General features: G+C 51.5%; 28 protein-coding genes. All 28 read left to right on the forward strand.

Features of this window, described 5'->3' with window-relative positions:
• Nucleotides 1-33: 33 nt before the first annotated feature.
• A complete protein-coding gene (locus AAE045_RS22510) occupies nucleotides 34-366 on the forward strand; it encodes a hypothetical protein (protein ID WP_455549566.1) in 333 nt (110 codons plus the stop codon).
• 152 nt (nucleotides 367-518) lie between these two features.
• Complete coding sequence (locus AAE045_RS22515; RefSeq protein WP_455549567.1) at nucleotides 519-1,127, forward strand: recombination protein NinG; 609 nt, start codon at nucleotides 519-521, stop codon at nucleotides 1,125-1,127.
• Nucleotides 1,124-1,276 carry a hypothetical protein gene (locus AAE045_RS22520; protein WP_455549568.1) on the forward strand — a complete coding sequence of 51 codons (153 nt, stop codon included), beginning with the start codon at nucleotides 1,124-1,126 and terminating at the stop codon, nucleotides 1,274-1,276. The genes AAE045_RS22515 and AAE045_RS22520 overlap by 4 nt, the downstream gene beginning before the upstream one ends.
• On the forward strand, nucleotides 1,273-1,896 hold the full coding sequence (locus AAE045_RS22525) for a hypothetical protein (RefSeq protein ID WP_455549569.1): 624 nt from the start codon (nucleotides 1,273-1,275) through the stop codon (nucleotides 1,894-1,896). The genes AAE045_RS22520 and AAE045_RS22525 overlap by 4 nt, the downstream gene beginning before the upstream one ends.
• Before the next feature lie 310 nt (nucleotides 1,897-2,206).
• A complete protein-coding gene (locus tag AAE045_RS22530; RefSeq protein WP_455549570.1) occupies nucleotides 2,207-2,536 on the forward strand; it encodes a hypothetical protein in 330 nt (109 codons plus the stop codon).
• Entirely contained in the window at nucleotides 2,511-2,993 is a 483-nt protein-coding gene (locus AAE045_RS22535; protein WP_455549571.1) for a lysozyme, read from the forward strand. Before AAE045_RS22530 ends, AAE045_RS22535 begins: the two co-directional genes overlap by 26 nt.
• Before the next feature lie 41 nt (nucleotides 2,994-3,034).
• The gene (locus AAE045_RS22540) at nucleotides 3,035-3,430 is read left to right on the forward strand and encodes a lysis protein (RefSeq protein ID WP_455549591.1); all 396 of its coding nucleotides are present in this window, start codon (nucleotides 3,035-3,037) and stop codon (nucleotides 3,428-3,430) included.
• Nucleotides 3,431-3,636: 206 nt separating this feature from the next.
• On the forward strand, nucleotides 3,637-4,164 hold the full coding sequence (locus AAE045_RS22545) for a KilA-N domain-containing protein (RefSeq protein WP_455549572.1): 528 nt from the start codon (nucleotides 3,637-3,639) through the stop codon (nucleotides 4,162-4,164).
• Nucleotides 4,161-4,544 carry a hypothetical protein gene (locus AAE045_RS22550; protein ID WP_455549573.1) on the forward strand — a complete coding sequence of 128 codons (384 nt, stop codon included), beginning with the start codon at nucleotides 4,161-4,163 and terminating at the stop codon, nucleotides 4,542-4,544. The genes AAE045_RS22545 and AAE045_RS22550 overlap by 4 nt, the downstream gene beginning before the upstream one ends.
• Before the next feature lie 396 nt (nucleotides 4,545-4,940).
• On the forward strand, nucleotides 4,941-5,540 hold the full coding sequence (locus AAE045_RS22555; RefSeq protein ID WP_455549574.1) for an HNH endonuclease: 600 nt from the start codon (nucleotides 4,941-4,943) through the stop codon (nucleotides 5,538-5,540).
• 21 nt (nucleotides 5,541-5,561) lie between these two features.
• Nucleotides 5,562-5,759: a hypothetical protein gene (locus AAE045_RS22560; protein ID WP_455549575.1), complete on the forward strand. Its 198-nt coding sequence runs from the start codon at nucleotides 5,562-5,564 to the stop codon at nucleotides 5,757-5,759.
• 5 nt (nucleotides 5,760-5,764) lie between these two features.
• The gene (locus AAE045_RS22565; RefSeq protein WP_455549576.1) at nucleotides 5,765-6,367 is read left to right on the forward strand and encodes a hypothetical protein; all 603 of its coding nucleotides are present in this window, start codon (nucleotides 5,765-5,767) and stop codon (nucleotides 6,365-6,367) included.
• The gene (locus tag AAE045_RS22570) at nucleotides 6,367-7,839 is read left to right on the forward strand and encodes a terminase (RefSeq protein WP_455549577.1); all 1,473 of its coding nucleotides are present in this window, start codon (nucleotides 6,367-6,369) and stop codon (nucleotides 7,837-7,839) included. The genes AAE045_RS22565 and AAE045_RS22570 overlap by 1 nt, the downstream gene beginning before the upstream one ends.
• A 12-nt stretch (nucleotides 7,840-7,851) precedes the next feature.
• On the forward strand, nucleotides 7,852-9,315 hold the full coding sequence (locus AAE045_RS22575) for a DUF1073 domain-containing protein (protein WP_455549578.1): 1,464 nt from the start codon (nucleotides 7,852-7,854) through the stop codon (nucleotides 9,313-9,315).
• Between the two features lie 37 nt (nucleotides 9,316-9,352).
• A complete protein-coding gene (locus AAE045_RS22580) occupies nucleotides 9,353-10,249 on the forward strand; it encodes a phage minor head protein (RefSeq protein WP_455549592.1) in 897 nt (298 codons plus the stop codon).
• A 60-nt stretch (nucleotides 10,250-10,309) separates the two neighbouring features.
• Nucleotides 10,310-11,719 (forward strand): DUF2213 domain-containing protein, encoded by a 1,410-nt coding sequence (locus AAE045_RS22585; RefSeq protein WP_455549579.1) that lies wholly within the window; start codon nucleotides 10,310-10,312, stop codon nucleotides 11,717-11,719.
• Between the two features lie 6 nt (nucleotides 11,720-11,725).
• Nucleotides 11,726-12,157 carry a hypothetical protein gene (locus tag AAE045_RS22590; RefSeq protein WP_455549580.1) on the forward strand — a complete coding sequence of 144 codons (432 nt, stop codon included), beginning with the start codon at nucleotides 11,726-11,728 and terminating at the stop codon, nucleotides 12,155-12,157.
• An 11-nt stretch (nucleotides 12,158-12,168) separates the two neighbouring features.
• Nucleotides 12,169-13,233: a major capsid protein gene (locus tag AAE045_RS22595; RefSeq protein WP_455549581.1), complete on the forward strand. Its 1,065-nt coding sequence runs from the start codon at nucleotides 12,169-12,171 to the stop codon at nucleotides 13,231-13,233.
• A gap of 9 nt (nucleotides 13,234-13,242) precedes the next feature.
• Nucleotides 13,243-13,611 (forward strand): hypothetical protein, encoded by a 369-nt coding sequence (locus AAE045_RS22600; RefSeq protein ID WP_455549582.1) that lies wholly within the window; start codon nucleotides 13,243-13,245, stop codon nucleotides 13,609-13,611.
• A 2-nt stretch (nucleotides 13,612-13,613) separates the two neighbouring features.
• Nucleotides 13,614-13,994, forward strand: a complete 381-nt coding sequence (locus AAE045_RS22605; RefSeq protein ID WP_134186609.1) for a DUF7370 family protein — start codon at nucleotides 13,614-13,616, stop codon at nucleotides 13,992-13,994.
• Nucleotides 13,995-13,996: 2 nt separating this feature from the next.
• Nucleotides 13,997-14,269: a hypothetical protein gene (locus tag AAE045_RS22610; protein WP_455549583.1), complete on the forward strand. Its 273-nt coding sequence runs from the start codon at nucleotides 13,997-13,999 to the stop codon at nucleotides 14,267-14,269.
• Nucleotides 14,269-14,436: a hypothetical protein gene (locus AAE045_RS22615; RefSeq protein ID WP_455549584.1), complete on the forward strand. Its 168-nt coding sequence runs from the start codon at nucleotides 14,269-14,271 to the stop codon at nucleotides 14,434-14,436. The genes AAE045_RS22610 and AAE045_RS22615 overlap by 1 nt, the downstream gene beginning before the upstream one ends.
• Before the next feature lie 156 nt (nucleotides 14,437-14,592).
• On the forward strand, nucleotides 14,593-14,940 hold the full coding sequence (locus tag AAE045_RS22620) for a hypothetical protein (RefSeq protein ID WP_455549585.1): 348 nt from the start codon (nucleotides 14,593-14,595) through the stop codon (nucleotides 14,938-14,940).
• A 2-nt stretch (nucleotides 14,941-14,942) separates the two neighbouring features.
• Nucleotides 14,943-15,311, forward strand: a complete 369-nt coding sequence (locus AAE045_RS22625; RefSeq protein ID WP_455549586.1) for an HK97 gp10 family phage protein — start codon at nucleotides 14,943-14,945, stop codon at nucleotides 15,309-15,311.
• Complete coding sequence (locus tag AAE045_RS22630; RefSeq protein WP_455549587.1) at nucleotides 15,308-15,697, forward strand: phage tail termination protein; 390 nt, start codon at nucleotides 15,308-15,310, stop codon at nucleotides 15,695-15,697. Before AAE045_RS22625 ends, AAE045_RS22630 begins: the two co-directional genes overlap by 4 nt.
• A 72-nt stretch (nucleotides 15,698-15,769) precedes the next feature.
• Complete coding sequence (locus AAE045_RS22635) at nucleotides 15,770-16,549, forward strand: phage tail tube protein (RefSeq protein WP_455549588.1); 780 nt, start codon at nucleotides 15,770-15,772, stop codon at nucleotides 16,547-16,549.
• Nucleotides 16,550-16,607: 58 nt separating this feature from the next.
• Nucleotides 16,608-17,294 carry a DUF6246 family protein gene (locus AAE045_RS22640; RefSeq protein WP_455549589.1) on the forward strand — a complete coding sequence of 229 codons (687 nt, stop codon included), beginning with the start codon at nucleotides 16,608-16,610 and terminating at the stop codon, nucleotides 17,292-17,294.
• A gap of 38 nt (nucleotides 17,295-17,332) precedes the next feature.
• Nucleotides 17,333-20,100 (forward strand): phage tail tape measure protein (locus AAE045_RS22645; protein ID WP_455549590.1); only part of this gene is annotated, 2,768 nt, incomplete at its 3' end.

Consider the following 20,100-nt stretch of genomic DNA (forward strand, 5'->3'; position numbering starts at 1 on the left):
TGTGAGCAATAAATATCAACAGAGGATATGGGCATGACCGAGAAAAAATATGGCTTTCAAATTGAAACTTATGAAAGCGGTGAATCAATCCAAGTCCTGCAAACGGGCGACGGCTTCACGGCGTTTAACACCATCTACAGCAATGAGCGTGACTATGTCGGCATCGGATTTTCCTACGGCAATGGCGACGGGAACATTGGTAAGCGCGTAGTTTTCGATGATGGAACGACAGCTACCGACCGTGAATGTAAATGGCTAATAAAGTTCGATAACAAGGCGTCAATCAATGCGCTTATTGCCCAACTGGAAGAGCTAAATGCAGCCATCGACGACGGTTACATCATTGAGAGCACTGATGATGCTTAGCCCGACAGAAACAGCCAGATACGAGCGAAACAGCAACGCAGCAGCAGGATATTGCGCAGCGTGTACAAAGCCGTTGAGCGGCGAGACTTATTTTTGCGATGAATGCGCTCACGAGGCGTATGTAGAAACAGACCCACACGGAGTAATGCACGATGAGGAAGCCGAGAAAGCGGTGCAAGAATCCTGATTGCCGGGAATGGTTTCATCCAGCCTTCTCAAATCAGACCTGGTGCTGTGCAGATTGCGGAACCGTAATAGCACTAGCCAAGCGAGAGAAAGACCGACAGAACGCGATACAGGCAGCAGAACGACGACGAAAGGATGAAGCCCAGCAGGAACGACGAAGTTTAAAAGTCCGCAAGTTAGCAGTACAGCCCCGCAGTTACTTCATCAAGCAAGCCCAGCAAGCAGTTAATGCCTACATCAGAGAAAGAGATAAGCACCTTCCCTGCGTTTCATGTGGAACGTTGAGCGCTGCTCAATGGGATGCGGGCCATTACCGCACTACGGCCGCCGCCCCACAGCTAAGGTTCGACCCTCGCCAAATCTGGAAGCAGTGCTCAGTTTGCAATCAGCACAAAAGCGGAAACCTCGTTCCGTACCGGGCAGAGCTTATCAGGCGCATTGGCCTGGCTGAGGTAGAAAGCATTGAAGGCAATCACGACCGCCACCGCTGGACGATTGAAGAGTGCAAATCCATCAAAGCGGAGTTTCAGAAGAAGTTAAAAGACCTGATTAACCAACGGGAGGAAGCCGCATGAACATGCAGAACCTTACGCCATACCAGAAGGCTGAGATGCTACGCCTCGATCGTGAAATCGGCGAGCTTGAATGTCGCATCAGGCAAAAGGAAGCGCAGCGCCGGGAAATCATCAACCGCAGCAATGCTAATAAGCAGGTGGCAGCATGAGGAACCAGGACAGAGCAGACCTTGAAAACCTGATGCGCATATCAGGGGTTAGAAGCGAGGCCGATATGCGCCGCCTCTTTGGTACCGGATGGAAGACTATTATCGAACCAAAGCGGAAGTGGGTCAGATATATGCTTACCGTATGGGGTGGTTATCTCGGTGGAGAAGACGCACCTCAAGGGGCGGTCAATGTGATTGGACGACTAATGATGCGCACAGAATGGAGCGAAGATAAGAGCCGACAGATAGAAAAAACGGTCACATCATTGCACTGTCAGGGTTATCGCGGCGATGAGCTAATGCGTAAAGCAAGAGATATCGTCATTCCAAAATCCGCAGCAGGCAACATCATCGCTCTCGCCAAAGAATCAGATGATGCCGCCTTTATGGAGCGGGTAATGGTAACGACATTTGGAAGGGGTAACCCCATCCGTTCTGTAGCCAGATTACGATACTGCAACCGCAATAGCGCGCAAAACCTGATTCGCTACCTGGTGAGCAAAGGGTTAACCGCTAAAGAGGCAAGAAACAGAATGGAATGGGCTGAAAATATCCTGGAGGCGGAATTGTTTTACTCATGCAAAAGAGAAATGGAGAAAGAAATTCTACTGGCCGCATGAAATAGCACGAATAGCTAAAGACAAGGGGCATGCCACCTGGCATATTAGCGGTATGCTCGGGAGCAATAGCGAAAGAGCGCGGTGACGACGAAATGAAGCGTCACTAACAAAAGGCCACTGGTTAATCCCGGTGGCCTTTTGCATTTCAGAACTACATAAAATTTCAATTAGGCTGCCAATCGGCGGCCTTTCTCATATTTAGCGCCAACCATCCAGCAACCAATCTCACGAATAGATAACGTGCCGTGGCATGTGCTGGCGCTTTCCCAACTACACAGACAGCACCCGCATTAACAGCGAGGTGAAAGAGATGCACAGAATGAATCCAGCCGAAGGACACAACATGCCGTACTGGTGGTCGGGTCTGCTTGGCTTCTTCTCCGTGCTCAGTCTTCAGGATTACGTTTTTATTCTCGGTGCTTTGATATCGGCGTTCTTCACTATCAAAACCTATTACGCAAAACGTAAAGAAGAAAAAGAGCGAATGGACGAAGAGCGCAAGCGTACAGCACTGATGGAAAGCTACCTGACTACGGTCATGAGCAAACCAGAAAGCGAACGTCCTGCGGCCATTGAGGTTGTCAGTGAAGCGATGAAGAAAGCACAGGTGACATATGCCGATACCCAGCAAGCTTCGTAAAGCGCTGATAGGTGCAGCATCAGCCGGAGCTATAGCGATTGGTGGTGTTCTCATCACTGACCAGGAGGGGATTAAGTACACCCCCTATCTCGATCCGATTGGCATCCCAACAGTATGCGCTGGCGTGACCGGTACTGATGTGGTGATGGGGAAGACCTACACCAAAGCAGAATGCGACAAGCTGCTTTATAAGCACATGTTGCCAGCCGTGAAGTCTGTCGATAGCTCGGTAAAAGTGCCGCTCAACGATTACCAGAAAGCTGCGTTGTATTCATTTTCCTACAACGTTGGGGTTGGTGCCTTCAAGTCATCCACTCTGCTGAAAAAGCTTAATCAGGGTGACATTCCCGGCGCATGCGACCAGTTGCGCAGATGGACTTATGCCGGTGGCAAGCAGTGGAAGGGATTAATCACACGGCGCGAACTGGAGCGGCAATTATGTTACGGAAAGCCATAGAGGCCCACTGGCGAATTATTGCGACAGCAATGCTAGTCCTCATGCTCATAATCACAGCGAAGATAGCGCGCAGTAATTACGACCGTGCTGTTGCTGCTGAATATGAGCTAAAGCTCTCACGGGCTACGATAGCGGACATGCAAACTCGGCAACGTGACGCCGCAGCGCTCGACACCAAATACACCCAGGAGCTGGCAGATGCTAAAGCCACTATCGAAACTCTGCGTGATGACGTTGCTACTGGCAAGCGTCGGCTGCAGCTCAACGCCACCTGCAAATCCAACACCGCCACCTCCGGCAGCCTGGGCGATGCTTCCACCCCCACTATTACAGCAGATGCTGAACGGGATTATTGGCGTCTCAGAGATGGAATCAACACCATCACCGGCCAAGTGAAGTACCTGCAGGACTACATCCGGCAACAGTGCATGAAATAGTTCTAAAAATACCTAACGTACATTGAACAAACTAAGCCTCGCACAACGCGGGGCTTTTTTGTGTCTGCAAGAAATTGCGCATTCTCCGCGCACAAACCAAGAGCCTTTCGGGATATGAGACAGAGACAGGACGGTGGCCTACATCGTGCCGCTCTTGGGCTGTCCATGTCTGGAGAACTGGCTCGTATCACCAAAAGGTAAAAACGATGCATTACCCAACTGTAATTGTTAACGGAATATCCGTCCGTGTTGATCATGATGGACGTTATAGCTTGAATGACCTGCATGCGGCCGCGGTCATGAAAGGCGAGGCAACAGAATCGCAAAGACCTGGCGAATTCCTTAAAAGCCGACAAATCAAACGCTTTTGTAGGGCCTTGAGTGATGCGACAAAAATCGCATCAGTCAGAACCATAAAGGGTGGCAAGGAACAGGGTTCATGGGGATTGGAACTGATAGCGATTCGCTATGCAGCCTGGCTGAAGCCAGAGTTTGAAATCCGGGTATACAACACTTTCCGCGAAGCGGTACTGAACGGCGTTAGCAATATGACCCGCCTAAACAGGCTCGACTTGCTGATCGCGAACGAAACGAAAGAAGTGAGCAAGTGCGCCAGAACCATGAACAAGTGGGGCGTAGGCGGTCGCAAAAAATTACTTAGTGGCGTACGTGATCGAATCATCGACCAGATGGATCCGGATATGGTTGCAATCATGCAGGGAGCAGCGAAATGAACGAGCAGACAGATAAAATTGTAGCCAGTTTGATTCAGAAGGCGATGAATGGAGTTGATCAGGCGGTAGATTTTAGCAAGGCTCAATTGCCTGACGTGATCGAACAGCTTATGCACTGGAAATTGGCGTCGTATAGCTTCCGTATTTTTACCTGCGCTCTGCTCATGATTGCGATGTGCTTTGCATTCAGAAAATCGTATCAGTGGCATGAAGGCGTCGAAAAGGAATCGCCAGGGTTTTTTGGGATGCTGTTCTCATTTGCAATTTTCATGACGTGCTTGGTGGTGCTATTAGCCAACGTTGGAAACTTAATCCAGTTGTGGTTAGCACCAAAGGTATGGCTCATTGAATATGCAGCGCAGTTAATGGGCAAGAACTAGATACAAATCGAGAGTCACTTTCACAACGGCTCTCATCAATTCCCACATTGTGGGCGTGTAAGCCGACCCGTCTCCACGTAAACCCGTGACAGCATTAACGAAGACTCAGCCTCCATTGAGGACTCCCTCTGACGAGTGTGCTGTATTCCACGTAACGAGTAATGCCGCGTGTTTTCCTGCTGTAGCAACCAGCAGGGTTTGAGCGCTCATGGTGGCAACCAGTGCCATGGCAGAATGAAACTGGAATCAACCCTTCAATAACCTCTGCGCGTCGCAGCGCATAACACTCCCGAGTCTTTCAGAAAGCTGAGCCTGAGAACTGCCGTATATGGTGGCGACCATCTCGGGGCGGCTTTTCTGTGCGAACAGGCTCATCTTTCTAAAAGGTATAACGCAATGGAAAAAACATCTCCGATCTCTATTTCTCTGATAGAGGCTAGTGGTTATGAAGTGCGTCGTAATGGAGATATCTACTCCTGCAAGAGAGGAGTAATTCTTAAGGGCTATGAGATTGACGGCTACATCAGATATGGACTGTGGATTGAAGGAAGGGCGGTAAATTTTAGCGGACACCGGCTGGTAGCCACTAAATACCTGAGCAATGAGCGCCGCCTTCCCGAGGTGAACCACAAAGATTTGAATCGTAAAAATAACTCAGTTGAAAATCTTGAATGGGTGTCATCGAAGCAAAATGTTTTTCACAGTCACCATGGAAGCCACTCAAAAATTGACGAGCTAATCAGCGCTGCTAAAGAAATGGCGAAAAATGGGATTTGCCAAGCAGAGGTATCGGTGGCTCTTGGTGTGAGCCAGTCCACTGTTAGTTTATGGACAAAGGGCGTGGGGAGAAGCGCCCCAAGGCATGGTGATGAACAGAAGAAAGCAGCACTAAAGCTGAGGTGCGCGGGTGAATCCTTGTCATCCATTTCTGAAAAGCTTGGCGTTAGTGTTTCAAGCATTATCAGGTGGTCTCGCCAAAATAAACAACTTCGATAATGACAACCAGAGGACTACCAAATGTCCGACATCTACCAAATCACTATCACCACTACCAACAAAGAAACATTCACCGGAAAGATGACGCGCAAGCAGCCAGAACTGGTTAACGGATTCGTAGCGTTAGCTCAGGACAATGGTGAGTGGCGATTCTTCAAGCCGGAGAGCGTTGAGCAATTCCACTTCGTACCGGTGGTGGAAGAAGAAGCTAAGGAATAACAGTTATGGCAAAACCAGATTGGGAGGCCATCGAATCGGCTTACCGGGCTGGCTTGATGTCCATAAGAGAAATTGCCTCGTTACATGGCATCACTCACGGCGCTGTGAATAAGCGAGCAAAGCGTGATGGATGGGAGCGCGACCTCAAGGCAAAGATAAAAGCCAAGGCTGATGCGCTGGTATCCAAACGCGAGGTATCCAGCAAGGTATCCACTGAAACGGCTACCAACGAACGGATACTGATTGAGGCTAACGCCGAGGTCATTGCCAACGTCCGCATGGAACATCGTGGCGATATTCGTCGTGCCAGGGCAATCACCAACGCTCTGTTTGATGAGCTTGGCGCTGAGTGTGCTGATGTCGCCGCTCTGGAAAAGCTCGGTGAGTTGATGCTTAACCCCGACGATAAAGGCCAGGACCGTCTGAATGAGATTTATCAGAAGGTGATAAGCATGCCGGAGCGCGTGAAGTCAGTTAAGGCACTGAGTGACGCACTGAAGAACCTCATCGGACTTGAGCGGCAGGCATACGATATCGACGGGCCGGAAGGCGACAACTCTGTTAAGAAACTTTCTGACCTGATGGATTCATTGTCTCAGGGGGCTTAATGAAACCTGAGCACCTCAAGCTGCTGGCTGATAAAGACTGGCGGCTGAATAATCTCTACTGGATAACCGATAAAGAAGGCAAGCCGACACGCTTCAGGATGACGCCTGAGCAGCGCGAATACTTCGAAGGTATCCACACTCGAAACATCATTCTCAAGGCCCGACAACTCGGCTTCACGACTGAGGTTTGCATCATCCAGCTTGATGCTGCGCTGTTCGAGTCTGCCAAGTGTGCCCTGATAGCCCACACGTTGAACGATGCCAAGCGCCTGTTCCGTGAAAAGGTGAAGTACGCATACGACAATCTGCCCGTCGAAATCAAAGCCGCTAACCCGGCAAGCAATGACTCGGCTGGCGAACTGGTATTCAAGAAGGGCGGCTCACTCTACGTAAGCACATCATTTCGTGGCGGTACGCTGCGTTACCTGCACGTTTCAGAGTTCGGCAAGATATGCGCTAAGTATCCAGACAAAGCCCGTGAGATTGTCACTGGTGCGTTTGAGGCGGTATCAACCGGATGCTTTGCCACTATTGAGAGTACGGCAGAAGGTCGAGCCGGTTACTTCTTCGATTACTGCCAGACGGCTGAGAAAGCTCAGTTACAGGGCAAGCGACTATCCGCACTCGACTGGAAGTTTTTCTTCTTCTCCTGGTGGAAGAATCCGCAGTATGCAATTGACCCGGTAGAGCCATTACCGCAGCGCCTGGTTGATTACTTTGCTGAGATGGAAGCCAAGCACGGTGTAGTCGTTAACGAGCGCCAGAAAGCCTGGTACTACGCCAAAGAGAAAACACTCGGCGATGACATGAAGCGGGAATATCCGACGATCCCCGCCGAGGCATTCCAGCAATCAGTCGAAGGCGCTTACTACGCCAAACAATTCCGCTGGCTCTACACCAATAAGCGCATTGGCACCTTGCCTGATAACTCACATCTACCAGTGCACACGTTCTGGGATATCGGCGTGAGCGACTCGACTGCCATCTGGTTCGTGCGTGAGGTTGGCGAAGAGCTTCACGTCATCGACTACTACGAAAATTCAGGTGAAGGCTTGCGCCATTACATGAAGGTGCTCAAAGAGCGCGGTTATGAATACGGCGAACACTGGGGGCCACACGATATCGAAAACCGTGAATTCGGATCTGATGCCAAGTCCCGCAAAGACCTGGCTCGCGAAGGTTACGAAATCGACGGACAGGTTTACTCGATGATATTCAAAGTCGTCCCGAAAACCGGTGTTGATACCGGTATTGAGTCGGTTCGTGAAGTCCTGCCTAAGTGTGTATTTGATGAAGAGAAATGCTCTGAAGGCATATCCCATCTCGAAGCGTACCGCAAAGAATGGGACGACAAGCGCGGGTGCTGGAAAGATAAACCGCTCCACGACAAAACATCACACGGCGCTGATGCGTTCCGCTACTTCGCTGTAGCCAAGAACAATCGCAAGCAGGTCGGCGCATTCTATTTCTAAGGAGCAATCGCCGTGAGCGAACAAAACAACAGCCTCGAAATGGCTGTGAATAGCCTCGCCACCGAAATGCGGCGAAATAGCTACATTCAGTCACTGACCGGAATGTCCGGCAACACCAAGCGCCCGATGCTTTATCAGGAGTTCGGTTACCCGCAGCAGATAGATTTCAACGACTTCTACCGGATTTACCGCCGCAATGCCGCTGGGTTTGCGGTCGTACACCGATTGCTTGATGGTTGCTGGCAGGACATGCCGGTTATCGTTGAGGGTGAAGAAGCAAACGAAGCCCGTGAGACAACGCCGTGGGAAAAAACTGTCACGAAGCTGATGAAGAAGCACTGGGCAAAGGTGAAGGACGCCGACCGCCGCAACATGGTTGGTCGTTACTCTGCGTTGCTGATTCAGGTTCGAGACAATCAGGACTGGAGCCAGCCAGTTAATACGGCGATAGTCAAAAGCCTGAAGGATAAGGCGCTGGTGAAGCTCATCCCGGTTTGGGAGCAGCAGTTAACCGTTGCTGAGTGGGATAATGATCGCAAGTCCGATACGTTCGGGCAGCCTCTCATGTTCAACTTCAATGAAATGCCCGTTGGCGATAATAAATTCGTTGGGCCAGTGCGTGGCGAACCGGTACACCCAAGCCGCGTGATTGTCTTCTGTGAAGGTGCAGAGGATGAAAGTGCGCTGTCTGGTATCCCGCTGCTTGAGTCTGGGTACAACAAACTGCTCGACCTTGAGAAGATTTCAGGCGGTGGCGCAGAAGGGTTCCTGAAGAACGCCAGTCGCACACTGGTCAATAAGTTCAGCAAAGATAGCGACATGAACGCTATGGATAAGCGAGCCAAGGAGCAGGGCTACGCTGACCTTGGTGAGGCTGTGGAAGATAAATTCCGTCGCCTTAATCGTGGAACGGACGCCGCAGCTGTAACGCAGGATGGCGACATTTCAGTTCTGTCAGTCACGCCGGGCGATCCCGCGCCAACATGGACGGTTACCGCAAACGAGCTGGCCGCATCAGTTCAGATGCCATTCACCATCCTGTTTGGTCAGCAGACCGGGCGACTGGCGAGTGACGAGGACAAAACAGACTGGGCGATTCGCCGTAACAGCCGTCGCAATGGCTTCCTGACAGATCGCATCACTGAGCTGCTAACGCGCTTCTGGCAAATTGGCATCATCGACCCGCCTGCAGGCGAAGAAGTTACAGTCTCATGGGCTGACCTTCTGGCACCAGGTGAGAAAGAGAAGATTGCCAACATGCAGGCAATGGCAGATGTGGCCCAGAAAACTCAGCAGGCATTTTTAACCCCGGCATTCACCGAGGATGAGATTCGCGAAGTTGGCGGATACGACCCATTGCCAGAAGCAGAGAAGCCAAAGGGCGCTGATGAATCGGCGAAGAACATCGATCCGCTGACAGGTGAGCCAATTGAACAACCAACCGAAACCGGGCAGCCCGATAATACCGAGGAATAAGCAAGATCCGACGCAGTCCTACCGCGCAGTAAACCGGATGTACCGAGACATCGAGCAGCGCTACTACGACATCAAGGTCGCGCTGAAGCAGCTTTTCGATATGCGGTTAACCGGGCGCGAACGGGCGAGCAACTCTCTGCTTGGCTACATCCTTGCTCGCAATGGCAATAAGCCTGACACGCTCTACCAGGTGAACGCTGGCACATACATCTATGACATGACGGCAGCGCAGTTGGCCGACTTGTTGCAGGCGGTGCAGGTAATTCTCGATGACCACTTGCTCGAGGGTGGCAGCCAGAACTTGTGGGCGTTTGATTACGTCGCCGAGGAATACCAGCGCGGCACACTGAACGCTTACACCAACCTGTCGGTGCAGTCGCCAGTCTACGCGAGCCAGACAACGCTACAGCAGCTTTTGAGCACTCCGGCATACCAGAATCAGGTCTCCTCAGCTTTCGTGTCTACGTACAGCGACTGGAAAGGGATTAGCGATGCCGCTCGCGGTGACCTGGCAAACGTCATAGCTGATGCGATCGGTCGTGGTGTTAACCCTCGCGAAACTGCGCAGGTGGTCAGCAAGCGCCTTGATGTGAGCATGGCTAGGGCTAAGATGGTCGCCCAGTCAGAGCAAGTAGGTGCATTAAGGCAGGCGCAGCGCAATGAAACGGATTGGGCGCGTGATCGGCTTGGTCTGAACACAGCAATTCTCTGGTTATCAGCTTTAAAGCCAACAACAAGGGCGTGGCACCGGGCAAGACACGGCAAAACGTACACAACGGAAGAGGTTGCAGACTTCTACTCTCAGGGTGGGAACTCATATAACTGCTTCTGCGCCAATGTTCCTTGCCTGCTTGACGATGACGGAAATCTCTACAACGAAGGGCTATCTGAAAAACTCGCTAAAGAGCGGGAGGATTGGAAGCCATCAACTTAATCCACACAGGTCGCTTCGGCGGCCTTTTTATTGCCTGAAATCCACCAATGAGGACTCAGCATGAAGCGCACTCGCGTTAACGTGCTGTCGGTCATCAACTCCGCCTCCAATATCTCACTCGAAACAATCGACGGTAAAGAGCACTACGTGGTCAAGGACGTATGTCCGCTATATGACAACTGCGTGCTCAATGGCGGACTGTACCCGACAGAAGAGAACGACAAAGGCTATCTGAGCCTGAATGAAGTACCCATGCCATTCGGTCACCCAAAAGTGGCCGGCAAGCATGTCAGCGCGAGAAACGTTCAGGCTCTGAATGATTTCTATATCGGTGCCTACTCACTCAATGCGCGCAAAGTTAACGGGCGCGTGCTGGTTGACGCGCGTATCGATAAGCGATTCGCCGAAGGTTCAGAGCAGGGCAAGCAGGTTGTCGAGCGTCTCGATGCGATGATGAACGGGCAATCAGCTGATCCCATCTGCATCTCTACCGGGCTAAACCTCAACAAGATTCAGGCCAACGGCAAAGCGCCGAACGGCAAAGAATACGGCTGGATTGCCACCAACCAGCAATACGACCATATCGCCATCCTTCTGAATGAACCTCCTGCCGGAACGCCTGAAGAGGGGATCGGCATGTTCGTTAACAGCCGGGGCGAGGTTATGGACGTTGAGCAGGTGAATCTCAATGAAGCCTCAGACTGCCGCCGCGATGGTCTGCTGAACAAGATTAAGTTCTTCATGACCAACGATGACGGCATGTCGTTTGACGAGATCGCCTCATCACTGCGCGAAGCAATCCGTATTCCCAATGGTGACTCATGGCGCTACATCGTTAGCGTTTACCCGGACTCTTTCATTTACGAGGAAGAGAAGAAAGGCATACCGGGTCATTCACTGTTTAAGCAGAAGTACCTCATCTCTGACAGGTCGGTAACGCTTGTCGGCGACCCACTCGAAGTCGTGCGCAAACCCACTGAGTACGAAATTAAAACTAACGGAGAAGAAAATCCGATGAAACAACTGATTATCAATGCGCTTCAGGCGAAAGGTAAGCCGACCGAAGGCAAAACCGAAGCCGAGCTGATGGATGCCTATAACGCGATGGTGGCGGAGGATGCAAAGGCAGCCGAAACCCCAGAAGAGAAGGCAGCCCGACTGAAGAAAGAGGCGGATGACAAGGCTGCAAAAGATGCCGCAACCAACAGTGCAGAAGCGCCAGCCTGGTTCAAGCCATTCGCTGACGATTTGGCTGCTGTTAAAACCGGACTGACTGCTAACGCAGACCAGCAGCGCACCGAAATGCGCACTGCGGTGAAAGCTAAGTTCGGCATGACCGATCTGGCAGTTAACGCGCTGGACGGCGAACCGTTGAAAGAACTGTTTGCTCAGTGCCAGACATCAACCGGGCTTAGCGGTGCATTCCGCCAGGTGAACAGCAACCAAACATTCAGCGAAAAGCCGGAGTAAAACGAAATGGCTAAAGATGGAAAACACACTATTCATGCGGGCGGCGTATTTCCTAATCCGCTTTTAAACCGTGAGGGTGGCGCTGCGGCGGCAACCAAACCTGGCACTATTGGCACCTTCGTGGCGGGCAAGTTCACTGCCTCGGTGGATGGTAATGAAGAGGCGATCCTGTATGTGGCTAACAAGGATTACTTGCGCTGCTTAACGGTAGACGACTCCATTCCAGTCAATGAGTTGGTTGTCGGCATTCAGCCTATGCAGGGGATGTTCCTAAACGTCCGAGCTGCTGCTGGAACATACAAAAAAGGCCAGCCTTTATCCATTGCCAACGGTCAGGTGAAGGCCCACGCCTCTGGTGAATCAATTCGTGCGTATGTTGAAGAAGACAAAGCATACACAACCGTTGCAGGCGATCTGCTGCGCGTAGTTATCAAGTAAGGAGCAATTGAATGTTTGTATTCTCAACTAAAAAGGCGACCGAAACCGGGAACCTCGAAGTAAACAACGCTCAGTGGCTAGAGCTTGAAATGGCGCGTAACTCTACCGCTCAAGCGGCAGCAGACTTCCTTGCTCGGGTTCGATTTGGGGAGAATGGCCGCCTCGATGCCGTGAATGCTATCGATGATATCAAGCGTCTTTATCGTGCGTTTGATACCACTGTTTTGCAGGAATTCGAGCCAACAACTGAGTTCACTCTCTTCAATGACCTGATCCCGTTATCACGCTCCGTTCGAATTGAAGAGTCTCGTTACGACTATGCACGCACTGGCGGACGCGGCTGGGCTCATACGTCCATGTCTGGACAGATTGGTGCGGCGCTGGATGCTCGAGCTTATACATTTGACGGCACAATGGTGCCAGTTCATGACTCAGGCTTTAAGTTTGAATGGCGTGATCCAATCTTCAACAAACCTTCAGCTCTTCAGGCTCAATCTGATGCTCAGCAAGGCTCTGTTAAGGATGTTCAGCGCAAATACGTTGATTACATGTACAACGGCTTTACTGATTCTGAAGGTAATTATGTTGTCTTCGACGGACTAACCTGGAAAGGGTTAAAGGCAGACGAGCGTGTAGCAAACGTAACGCTGACATTCAACTTCGCAACCAGCACAGATCCGGCCGCCATCCGTAAGAACGCAATTGGTCTGCGCGATACGGTGCGCGTAACTAACAGCCAATATGCCCCTCAGACCTGGTATGTGTCATCTGACATCATGTCAAACTGGGAGCAATACTTTGATGTAAACCAGACGCGCACCGTTCTGGAAGAAATCATGAAGCTGTCAGGCGTTGCCGCTATCAAAGAAGATGCAGGCTTGACCGGTAACCAAATTCTGATCGTCCCTCTGACGGCAGGTGTAATTGCTCCGGTGGTAGGGCAGGCGATTGGTACTGTTGCTGATCCTCGTCAGTTCTACAACTCTGACTACGTATGGCGCACCTGGGGCGCTATGGGATTGATGGTTAAACAAGACATCAATGACAAATACTCCGTCGTTTACGCGCACAGCTAAGGATAAAACATGGCACTTGTGAAAGTTTTGAGCCCAAATCTTTTCGCCGGTGCCGGCTTCCGTAAGCTGGATGCCGGACAGGTGTATGAGGTAGATGACTCGGTTGCTAAGATTTGGATCGCTGCTGGCCAGGCCGAAGAGTCGAAGGAAAAGAAGGGGGAAAATGTGGTATTTGAAGTAGCAACGCAATCCGCGCCATTGAATACCGATCTAACGGGCATTCAGAAACAACTCGACGAAGCTCTCGATCAGGTGAAAGCGCTCACCGACGAAGCGGAAGCGAAAGATAAGGCCCACGCAGACGCCCTGGCATCCGAGACTAAGCGGGCCGACGAAGCGGAAGCGGCACTGGCAGCAGCGACCAAAAAGGACAAGTAAACATGGCGGTAGTGCAGATAACAGCCGAGCAGGTAAAGCAGCAGCTATCTGCACTCGGCTACACCATCCCTGACTTCATGATTGACGCGTACCTGTGCAAGTTGGCAGGCATCCAGGATTGTCTCGACGCTGCTGGTTATGACGAATGTGACATTGTGCTGATTCAGATTTACGCCGTCACGCTTATGGCTTTAACGGCGTACACGCAGCGCATTAAGTCGCAAGGTGCGCCGTCTGGTGCGTCAAGGTCGTTTGATTACACTGGCGACGTAACCAATCTTCGTGACCAGCTAACCGCGCTGGATACTTCCGGGTGCACAGCCAATCTCCCGATTGATGTTGGTTCCAGTGTTGGTCTTTTTTTAGTCGTTGGAGGTTGTTAGTGATGGAAGCAAAGGAAATTGTAGGTCTGCTGAATAAGTTGTTCAGTCTCGATGCCGATGCGGCGGCCAAGTTAGTTGCACATCGTGTGGAATGCAGCGAAGCATTGGCGGGTGATGACGTGCCATTTGTCTGCTCTCGGTCGCGTGAAGGCGTGCTTAACATGGGCATTGTCGGATTCATGAATGCAATGGCTAAGCCTGGTACAGGTTATGCCGCTGCTGTTTATGACGATGACAAAAAGTTAACCGGCTTCAAGGTTGTTGGCGGCTGCTGATGTGGAAGCTCATAACAGAAAGCCTGCCGAAGCCATTCGCTCGCGTCTGGGTGAAAACGGATACCGGGAGGGAAACCACCGGCTATCTGAAATCTGGTGGTGAGTGGGTTATCAACTGCGTGACCATTCGCGCTACGGGTGCAAAGGTTGAGGGGTGGCGGGAATGAGCCGATTAGCTGGCGGGGCAATTAGCGGTGGGCAGCAGTATGTTGTGGGTGAGCAGGGCACTGACGCATTTATCCCATCAAGCCGCATCATTGTATTAACGCCCGTCCTGTGCGGTGGTGCGTCATCAACTGTGGTGATTAAAATGGAGAATATTCGTGAGCAGCGTAGCGAACTGGAGTTACACGGCGACGGCCACAGTCTGGAAAACGCTTGGTTACAGCGAAAGCGGTGACAACCTCGGCTACTCGGCACCAATACCAATTCTTTGCGACTACGAGGGCGGTCTCAGCAAGCGCATTGGCAGTATCGGCGCTGAGATAGTCGCTAAGAACACGATATGGACTGAGTACGCTGATGCCGTTACGGGCGATTACATTCTGATTGGTGTCAGTGCCGACCCGGATCCGCTTAATGCTGGAGCCGATGAGGTGATGCAAGTCATTCGCTATGCCGACACGTTTGACAGAATTGCAGATGATTTTGCAATAATTACTGGGGTGTAGCTATGGGCGTAAAGGTGAAAGGCATCAATAAGGCCAAATCCAACCTCGATAAATTCATCAGCACGGTTCAGGGCAAGAAAGCAGCCAGGGCGATTCAGTCTGCAATGCTAATTGGTTCAACTCAGGCCGCTCTTTACACCCCAATCGACACCTCAACCTTGCTCAATAGCCAGTTCAGAGAGCTATCGGTAAACGGAACGATGATAACCGGCAGGGTTGGTTATACGGCTAATTACGCAGTGTACGTGCATGACCCAGCGCATCCGCAAACCTTCCGGCGCTCAACGGCGCAAAAAGAGTTCCTGACCAAAGGCTTTGAGGATACTCGAGAGGCTATTAGCGCGGTTATCCGCAAGGAGATGAGCCTGTGACGCCATCAATGCACGACCGGGTGAAGAACATGTTTTCTTCTACCTCCCCAAAGCTTACTCAAGGGTTCACTGTTCAAACTCTTCTTTGGACGGATACAGGCAGCCTGGCGACATCGTTTATGGTGTTCAGGCCAAATAGTGGTACAGCAATTCGCAATGATATCGGGTCTGAATATTACGTTCTTGTTGATGTGATCGGCGCTAAGGGAAAAAACGCAGATACCGACAAGGTGGTCGATTCAATTCTCGATTATGTCCAGGCCAATCCATTCGCCGATGAGTGCGTCGGGAAGATTGAAAACGTTGGCGGTAAGCCATCGCCAGTATTGAGCGAAGAAGGCCGGTTAATTTACCGACTCCAGTTCGCATGTACGTTCGGTGATTAGCCGAAACTAAATCCATATCAATAACGAGGTCGCCATCTGGCGGCCTTTTTTTATGTCTAAAAGAGGTCAAAGATGGCTAATTGCCAAAACTCTAATGAAAGGGTGTTCGGTTCGGCCACTGTGCTTGAGCTGGCCTATGGCTGCCCAGATACGCGACCAGCAGAAGATGACTGGAAGGCTTTGGGCGCAGGCACCACAAAGGGCATTTCACTATCCCCAAACTCAGTGACTTCTGATGCAGATGACACTGGTGGGTGGGTTGAAAATATCATCACCAACGCCGACATGACGTTTAGTTTTGACGGTGAAGTTCGCAAGCACGACAAATTAGATCAGTTTGGCTATGCCAATCTGTTCAAGTATTTCACTGATGAAGTCAGTGCTAAGCGCCAACCTACACTGTGGGCTCGTATGACCATTGGCCCGCTAGAGTTCTCTGGCTATATGGTAATTTCGGATGCGACGCCAGCCGATGGTGGCAGTAACGACATTATCACCTTCAGCGTTGAGTTTAAGGTGTCTGATGGCACTACCGTTAAGGTTGAAAACCTCGATACACCAGTGACCGAGCCTCTGGCATTCACTCGCGATCTGCCAGCAACTAAAGCGGCTGATGCTGATAACGATGTGGTCTGGGATGTTGAAGTCGAAGGTGGTCGCCCGATGTATATCTACAAATGGTATTTCGGAAGCACACTTATTGACCCTGCGATTAACTCGAGCGCTGCGACTGCAACGCTAGTGAATCGCGCAGTCACAACCGCATCTTCAGGCAGTTATCGCTGTGAAGTGACCGATAACACCGGCACAAAAATCACTTCCACCACGTCAGTTCTCACCGTTACTCAATAGCGGTTATTCCAAAGGGTGGCATTGCTGCCCTTGATAATAAACGCTACCGGATATGACTATGAAGCCATTAACAGATATCGGGGAAATGCGGCTATCCGAGGCCAGAGAGGATGGCAAGGATTACTTCTTCAAGCCGTCTTTCGAAGCGATGGCGGCCATCGGAACGCCGGAAGAGATTGTCAGTACATTCTCAACGATTCACGGCGCAGATATTCAGGGAATCATCAACAAGGTTTCCAGCCTGCCGACAACCCTGCCCCAACACATGCTGAATGCGCTATTCCAGATGCCGGGTGAAAAGATATTGACGGCCGCCATGCATGTTCTGCGTTGCTGCTATAAAGGTCACGATGACTTGACGCCGCTTATCGGTGAGTGGAAGGGCTGGAGTAACTGTGTTGTGTATCGACCTGGCGCATTGCCCAAAGAAGATATTATCGTTCTTGCCCAGCATCTGATGCAGCATGGCATTATCGGAAAGGCGAAGATACGCAAACTCCAGCGTCATGAAACAAACGAGTACTCGACTGAGTTTAAAGCTATCGATTACATCATGGCGGCGCGTAACCACTTTGGCATGAGCCGTGATGATGCCGCCGACCTGACAATGACCGAGTTTACCCTACTTCTTGCTGCCAAATATCCAGACCAGAAAGGCTTCACAAAAGAAGAGTACGATAGCATCGCCGATGACTTCCTTGCTCAACAGGCGCGCAGGCGAGAAATGGCAGCTCAACAACACTAACCAGCTCCGGCTGGTTTTTTTACGCCCGGAGAAAATGAATGGCTGGCACGGAAAATGTTGGAAGCATCGTCTACGAAGTGGGAATGGATATTGCCCCACTTCTGCAAGGGACTAAACAGGCCGAGAAAGCTCTCGATAATCTTGACGCTGCTGCGCAAGGTGCGGGCAAGGGGCTTGATACGCTTGAAGGTGGAGCGAAAGAAACCGGCTCTGGATTGGGTGATCTTGGCAAGCAGTCCGACAGTGCAGGCGCTTCACTTAAAGAATTGACTGGCTATTCCAAATCTATCGACGGAAGCCTGAAAACTCTTAACTCCAGCGTTAACGCTATAACAAGAGCGATGCAGGAGGCCAGAACAAACACTGGTGGAGCAGGCGCTGAATTTAGCCGGGCTGAAGCCATTATCGAGGGGCTTGGAAACCAACTCGCAATTCTCGAAGAGGCACAACAAGGATCGGCAAGAAGTGCCGCGATTCTTGCTGCTCAATTGCGCGCCGGATCTGCCGCATCTGATGCTGAAAAGGCGAAGATTGGAGAGTTAACTGGTCAACTCTTCGATATGAAGAATGCAACCGACAGAGCGATGGGGGGCAATAAAGGCTGGAAAGGCAGCATGCAGCAAGCTGGCTACCAGGTGCAGGACTTCATTGTTCAGGTGCAGGGTGGTCAGTCTGCTCTTGTAGCCTTCTCGCAGCAGGGTTCACAGTTAGCCGGTGCATTTGGTCCAGGCGGTGCAGTGATTGGTGCGGTAATCGCACTGAGCACAGTTGTTGCTGGCACGCTAATAGCCTCATTGAATGGCGGTAAGAATGCCATCGAAGCGCTGACAGACGCAGCATCAGCAATGGATAAGGTCATCAGCGTATCGCAAAACGGCATCGCAGCCCTTTCCGATAAATATGCCAACCTTGCCCGTGTTAATGCCGAAGTTGCAACGCTCATGCGCAACCAGGCGCTGCTCGAATACAATCAGGCCATCGCCAAGATACCGAAAGCCATTGGCGAAGCGTCATCTGCTTTTGTGTCGTTCGGGGATAAAGCTTTATCAGCACTCTCTGGCGGTTACGCGTCGGTGCAGGGATTCAATGACCGCCTGGCTTCACTAAATATCACCACTGATGATTTCAGTTCTGCGATGAAGCAGGCCTATTCTGCTGGCTCTGCATTCAATGCAACCACGATGAGTATCGGCAATACAGTCGGTGCGCTGGCTTCAAAACTAGGCATATCGGAACAGGAGGCGTTTAATCTTGCGAAACAGCTCTCTGATTTAAGCAAGAACCCTTCACCAGAAGCACTGCAAACACTGGCGCTGCGCCTGCAAGGAATGACCTCGTCTTCAAAAGAAGGGCAGAAGGCTATCACCGACCTGCTTGGGCCGATTGTCGACCTTGCGCGTGAGTCGGCGAACGCCGCATTCAACGTAGATAGCCTGAAGAAGTCCACTGATAACCTGACCACCGGGCAAAAGAGCCTGATTCAGCAGTCAGAACGTAACCTGGCACTGTCTAAGTTACAGGGTGAGGCGCGAGCACGGCTCCAGGCGCAATATGCTGCCGAAGATGCAGGATTCTCAAAGGACGATCCGCATGCAGTGCAAATGGAGCAGGACGCCGCCGCTACCTACAAAAACACCGAAGCACAAAAGACGCTCACTGCCGAGAATAAGAAGGCAGTTACCCAGGGCGAAACAGTCGCGCAGAAGCTGGAGAAGTTACGCCAGCAATCTGAACTCGCTGCAGATTCAACTAAAGAGCTGAGTCGTGAACAGGCCATGCTCAATGCCGAGCAATCACTTGGCAAGGGTGCAACTCAAGGTCAAATAGAGCAAGCCCGCCAGTATGCCGCGGCTAAGTGGGATACTGCCAACGCAATCAGAGCAGAAGCCGCAGCCCAGAAGTTATTGCCTGAAACCAAAGAGAACGCCAGCTACAAGCAGGATGTTGAAGATCTGAACACTGCGCTGTCTGCCAAGAAAATCAGCCAGGAGCAATATAACTCCACGTCTGAACGTCTTGAGCAGACGCACATGGCGGCGCTTGCAAAAATCCGCGCTGACCAGGCTGTCTCACCAATGCAGGAAGCGGCTGGCAGCGTTGACCCGGTACAGGCGCTAGCAAATCAGCACGCTCAGCAGCTTGCATTAATCCAGCAATTCGAGCAGCAGGGTGTTATCACTCACCAGAACGCTTTGGCCCAGCGTAACGCCGCAGACACAGTTTACGAGCAGCAGCGCATCGCTGCGCAGTGGGAGCTATTCAAAAACCAGAGCCAGGCGAATCAGATTCTTGCTGCTGGGTTTGAATCACTGGCTGGCAATGCCTCCAATGCTTTCACAGGAATAATCACCGGAAGCATGACCGCAGAAGATGCCATGAACTCACTCGTAAGTAATGCATTGAACAGCCTGATAAACGGCTTTGTTCAGATGGGTGTAGAGTGGATTAAATCGGCTGTCACCGGCAGCGCGGCGCAGGTAGCAGCAACGGCGGCAACCACATCAGCGGCAGTTGCAGGAACTGCTACCACCACGGCAGCAAGCACCGCAGCGGCAGCCACAACGACAGTTGCATGGACACCTGCTGCAATCGCAGCATCAATCGGCTCATTCGGTGGCGCAGCAGCAATCGGGATCGGCGCAGTTATCGCAGCGATGGCGTTATCAAGCTCTATCGCAGGTAAGCGCAAGAACGGCGGCCCGGTAGCGGCTGGCTCAATGTACCAGGTGGGTGAGGGCGGTATGCCTGAAATCTACCAGGCCAGCAGCGGGAAGCAATTCATGATCCCCGGCGATAACGGCAAGGT

The organism is Dryocola clanedunensis, assembly GCF_038405435.1.
GTDB classification, from domain to species: Bacteria; Pseudomonadota; Gammaproteobacteria; order Enterobacterales; family Enterobacteriaceae; genus Dryocola; species Dryocola clanedunensis_A.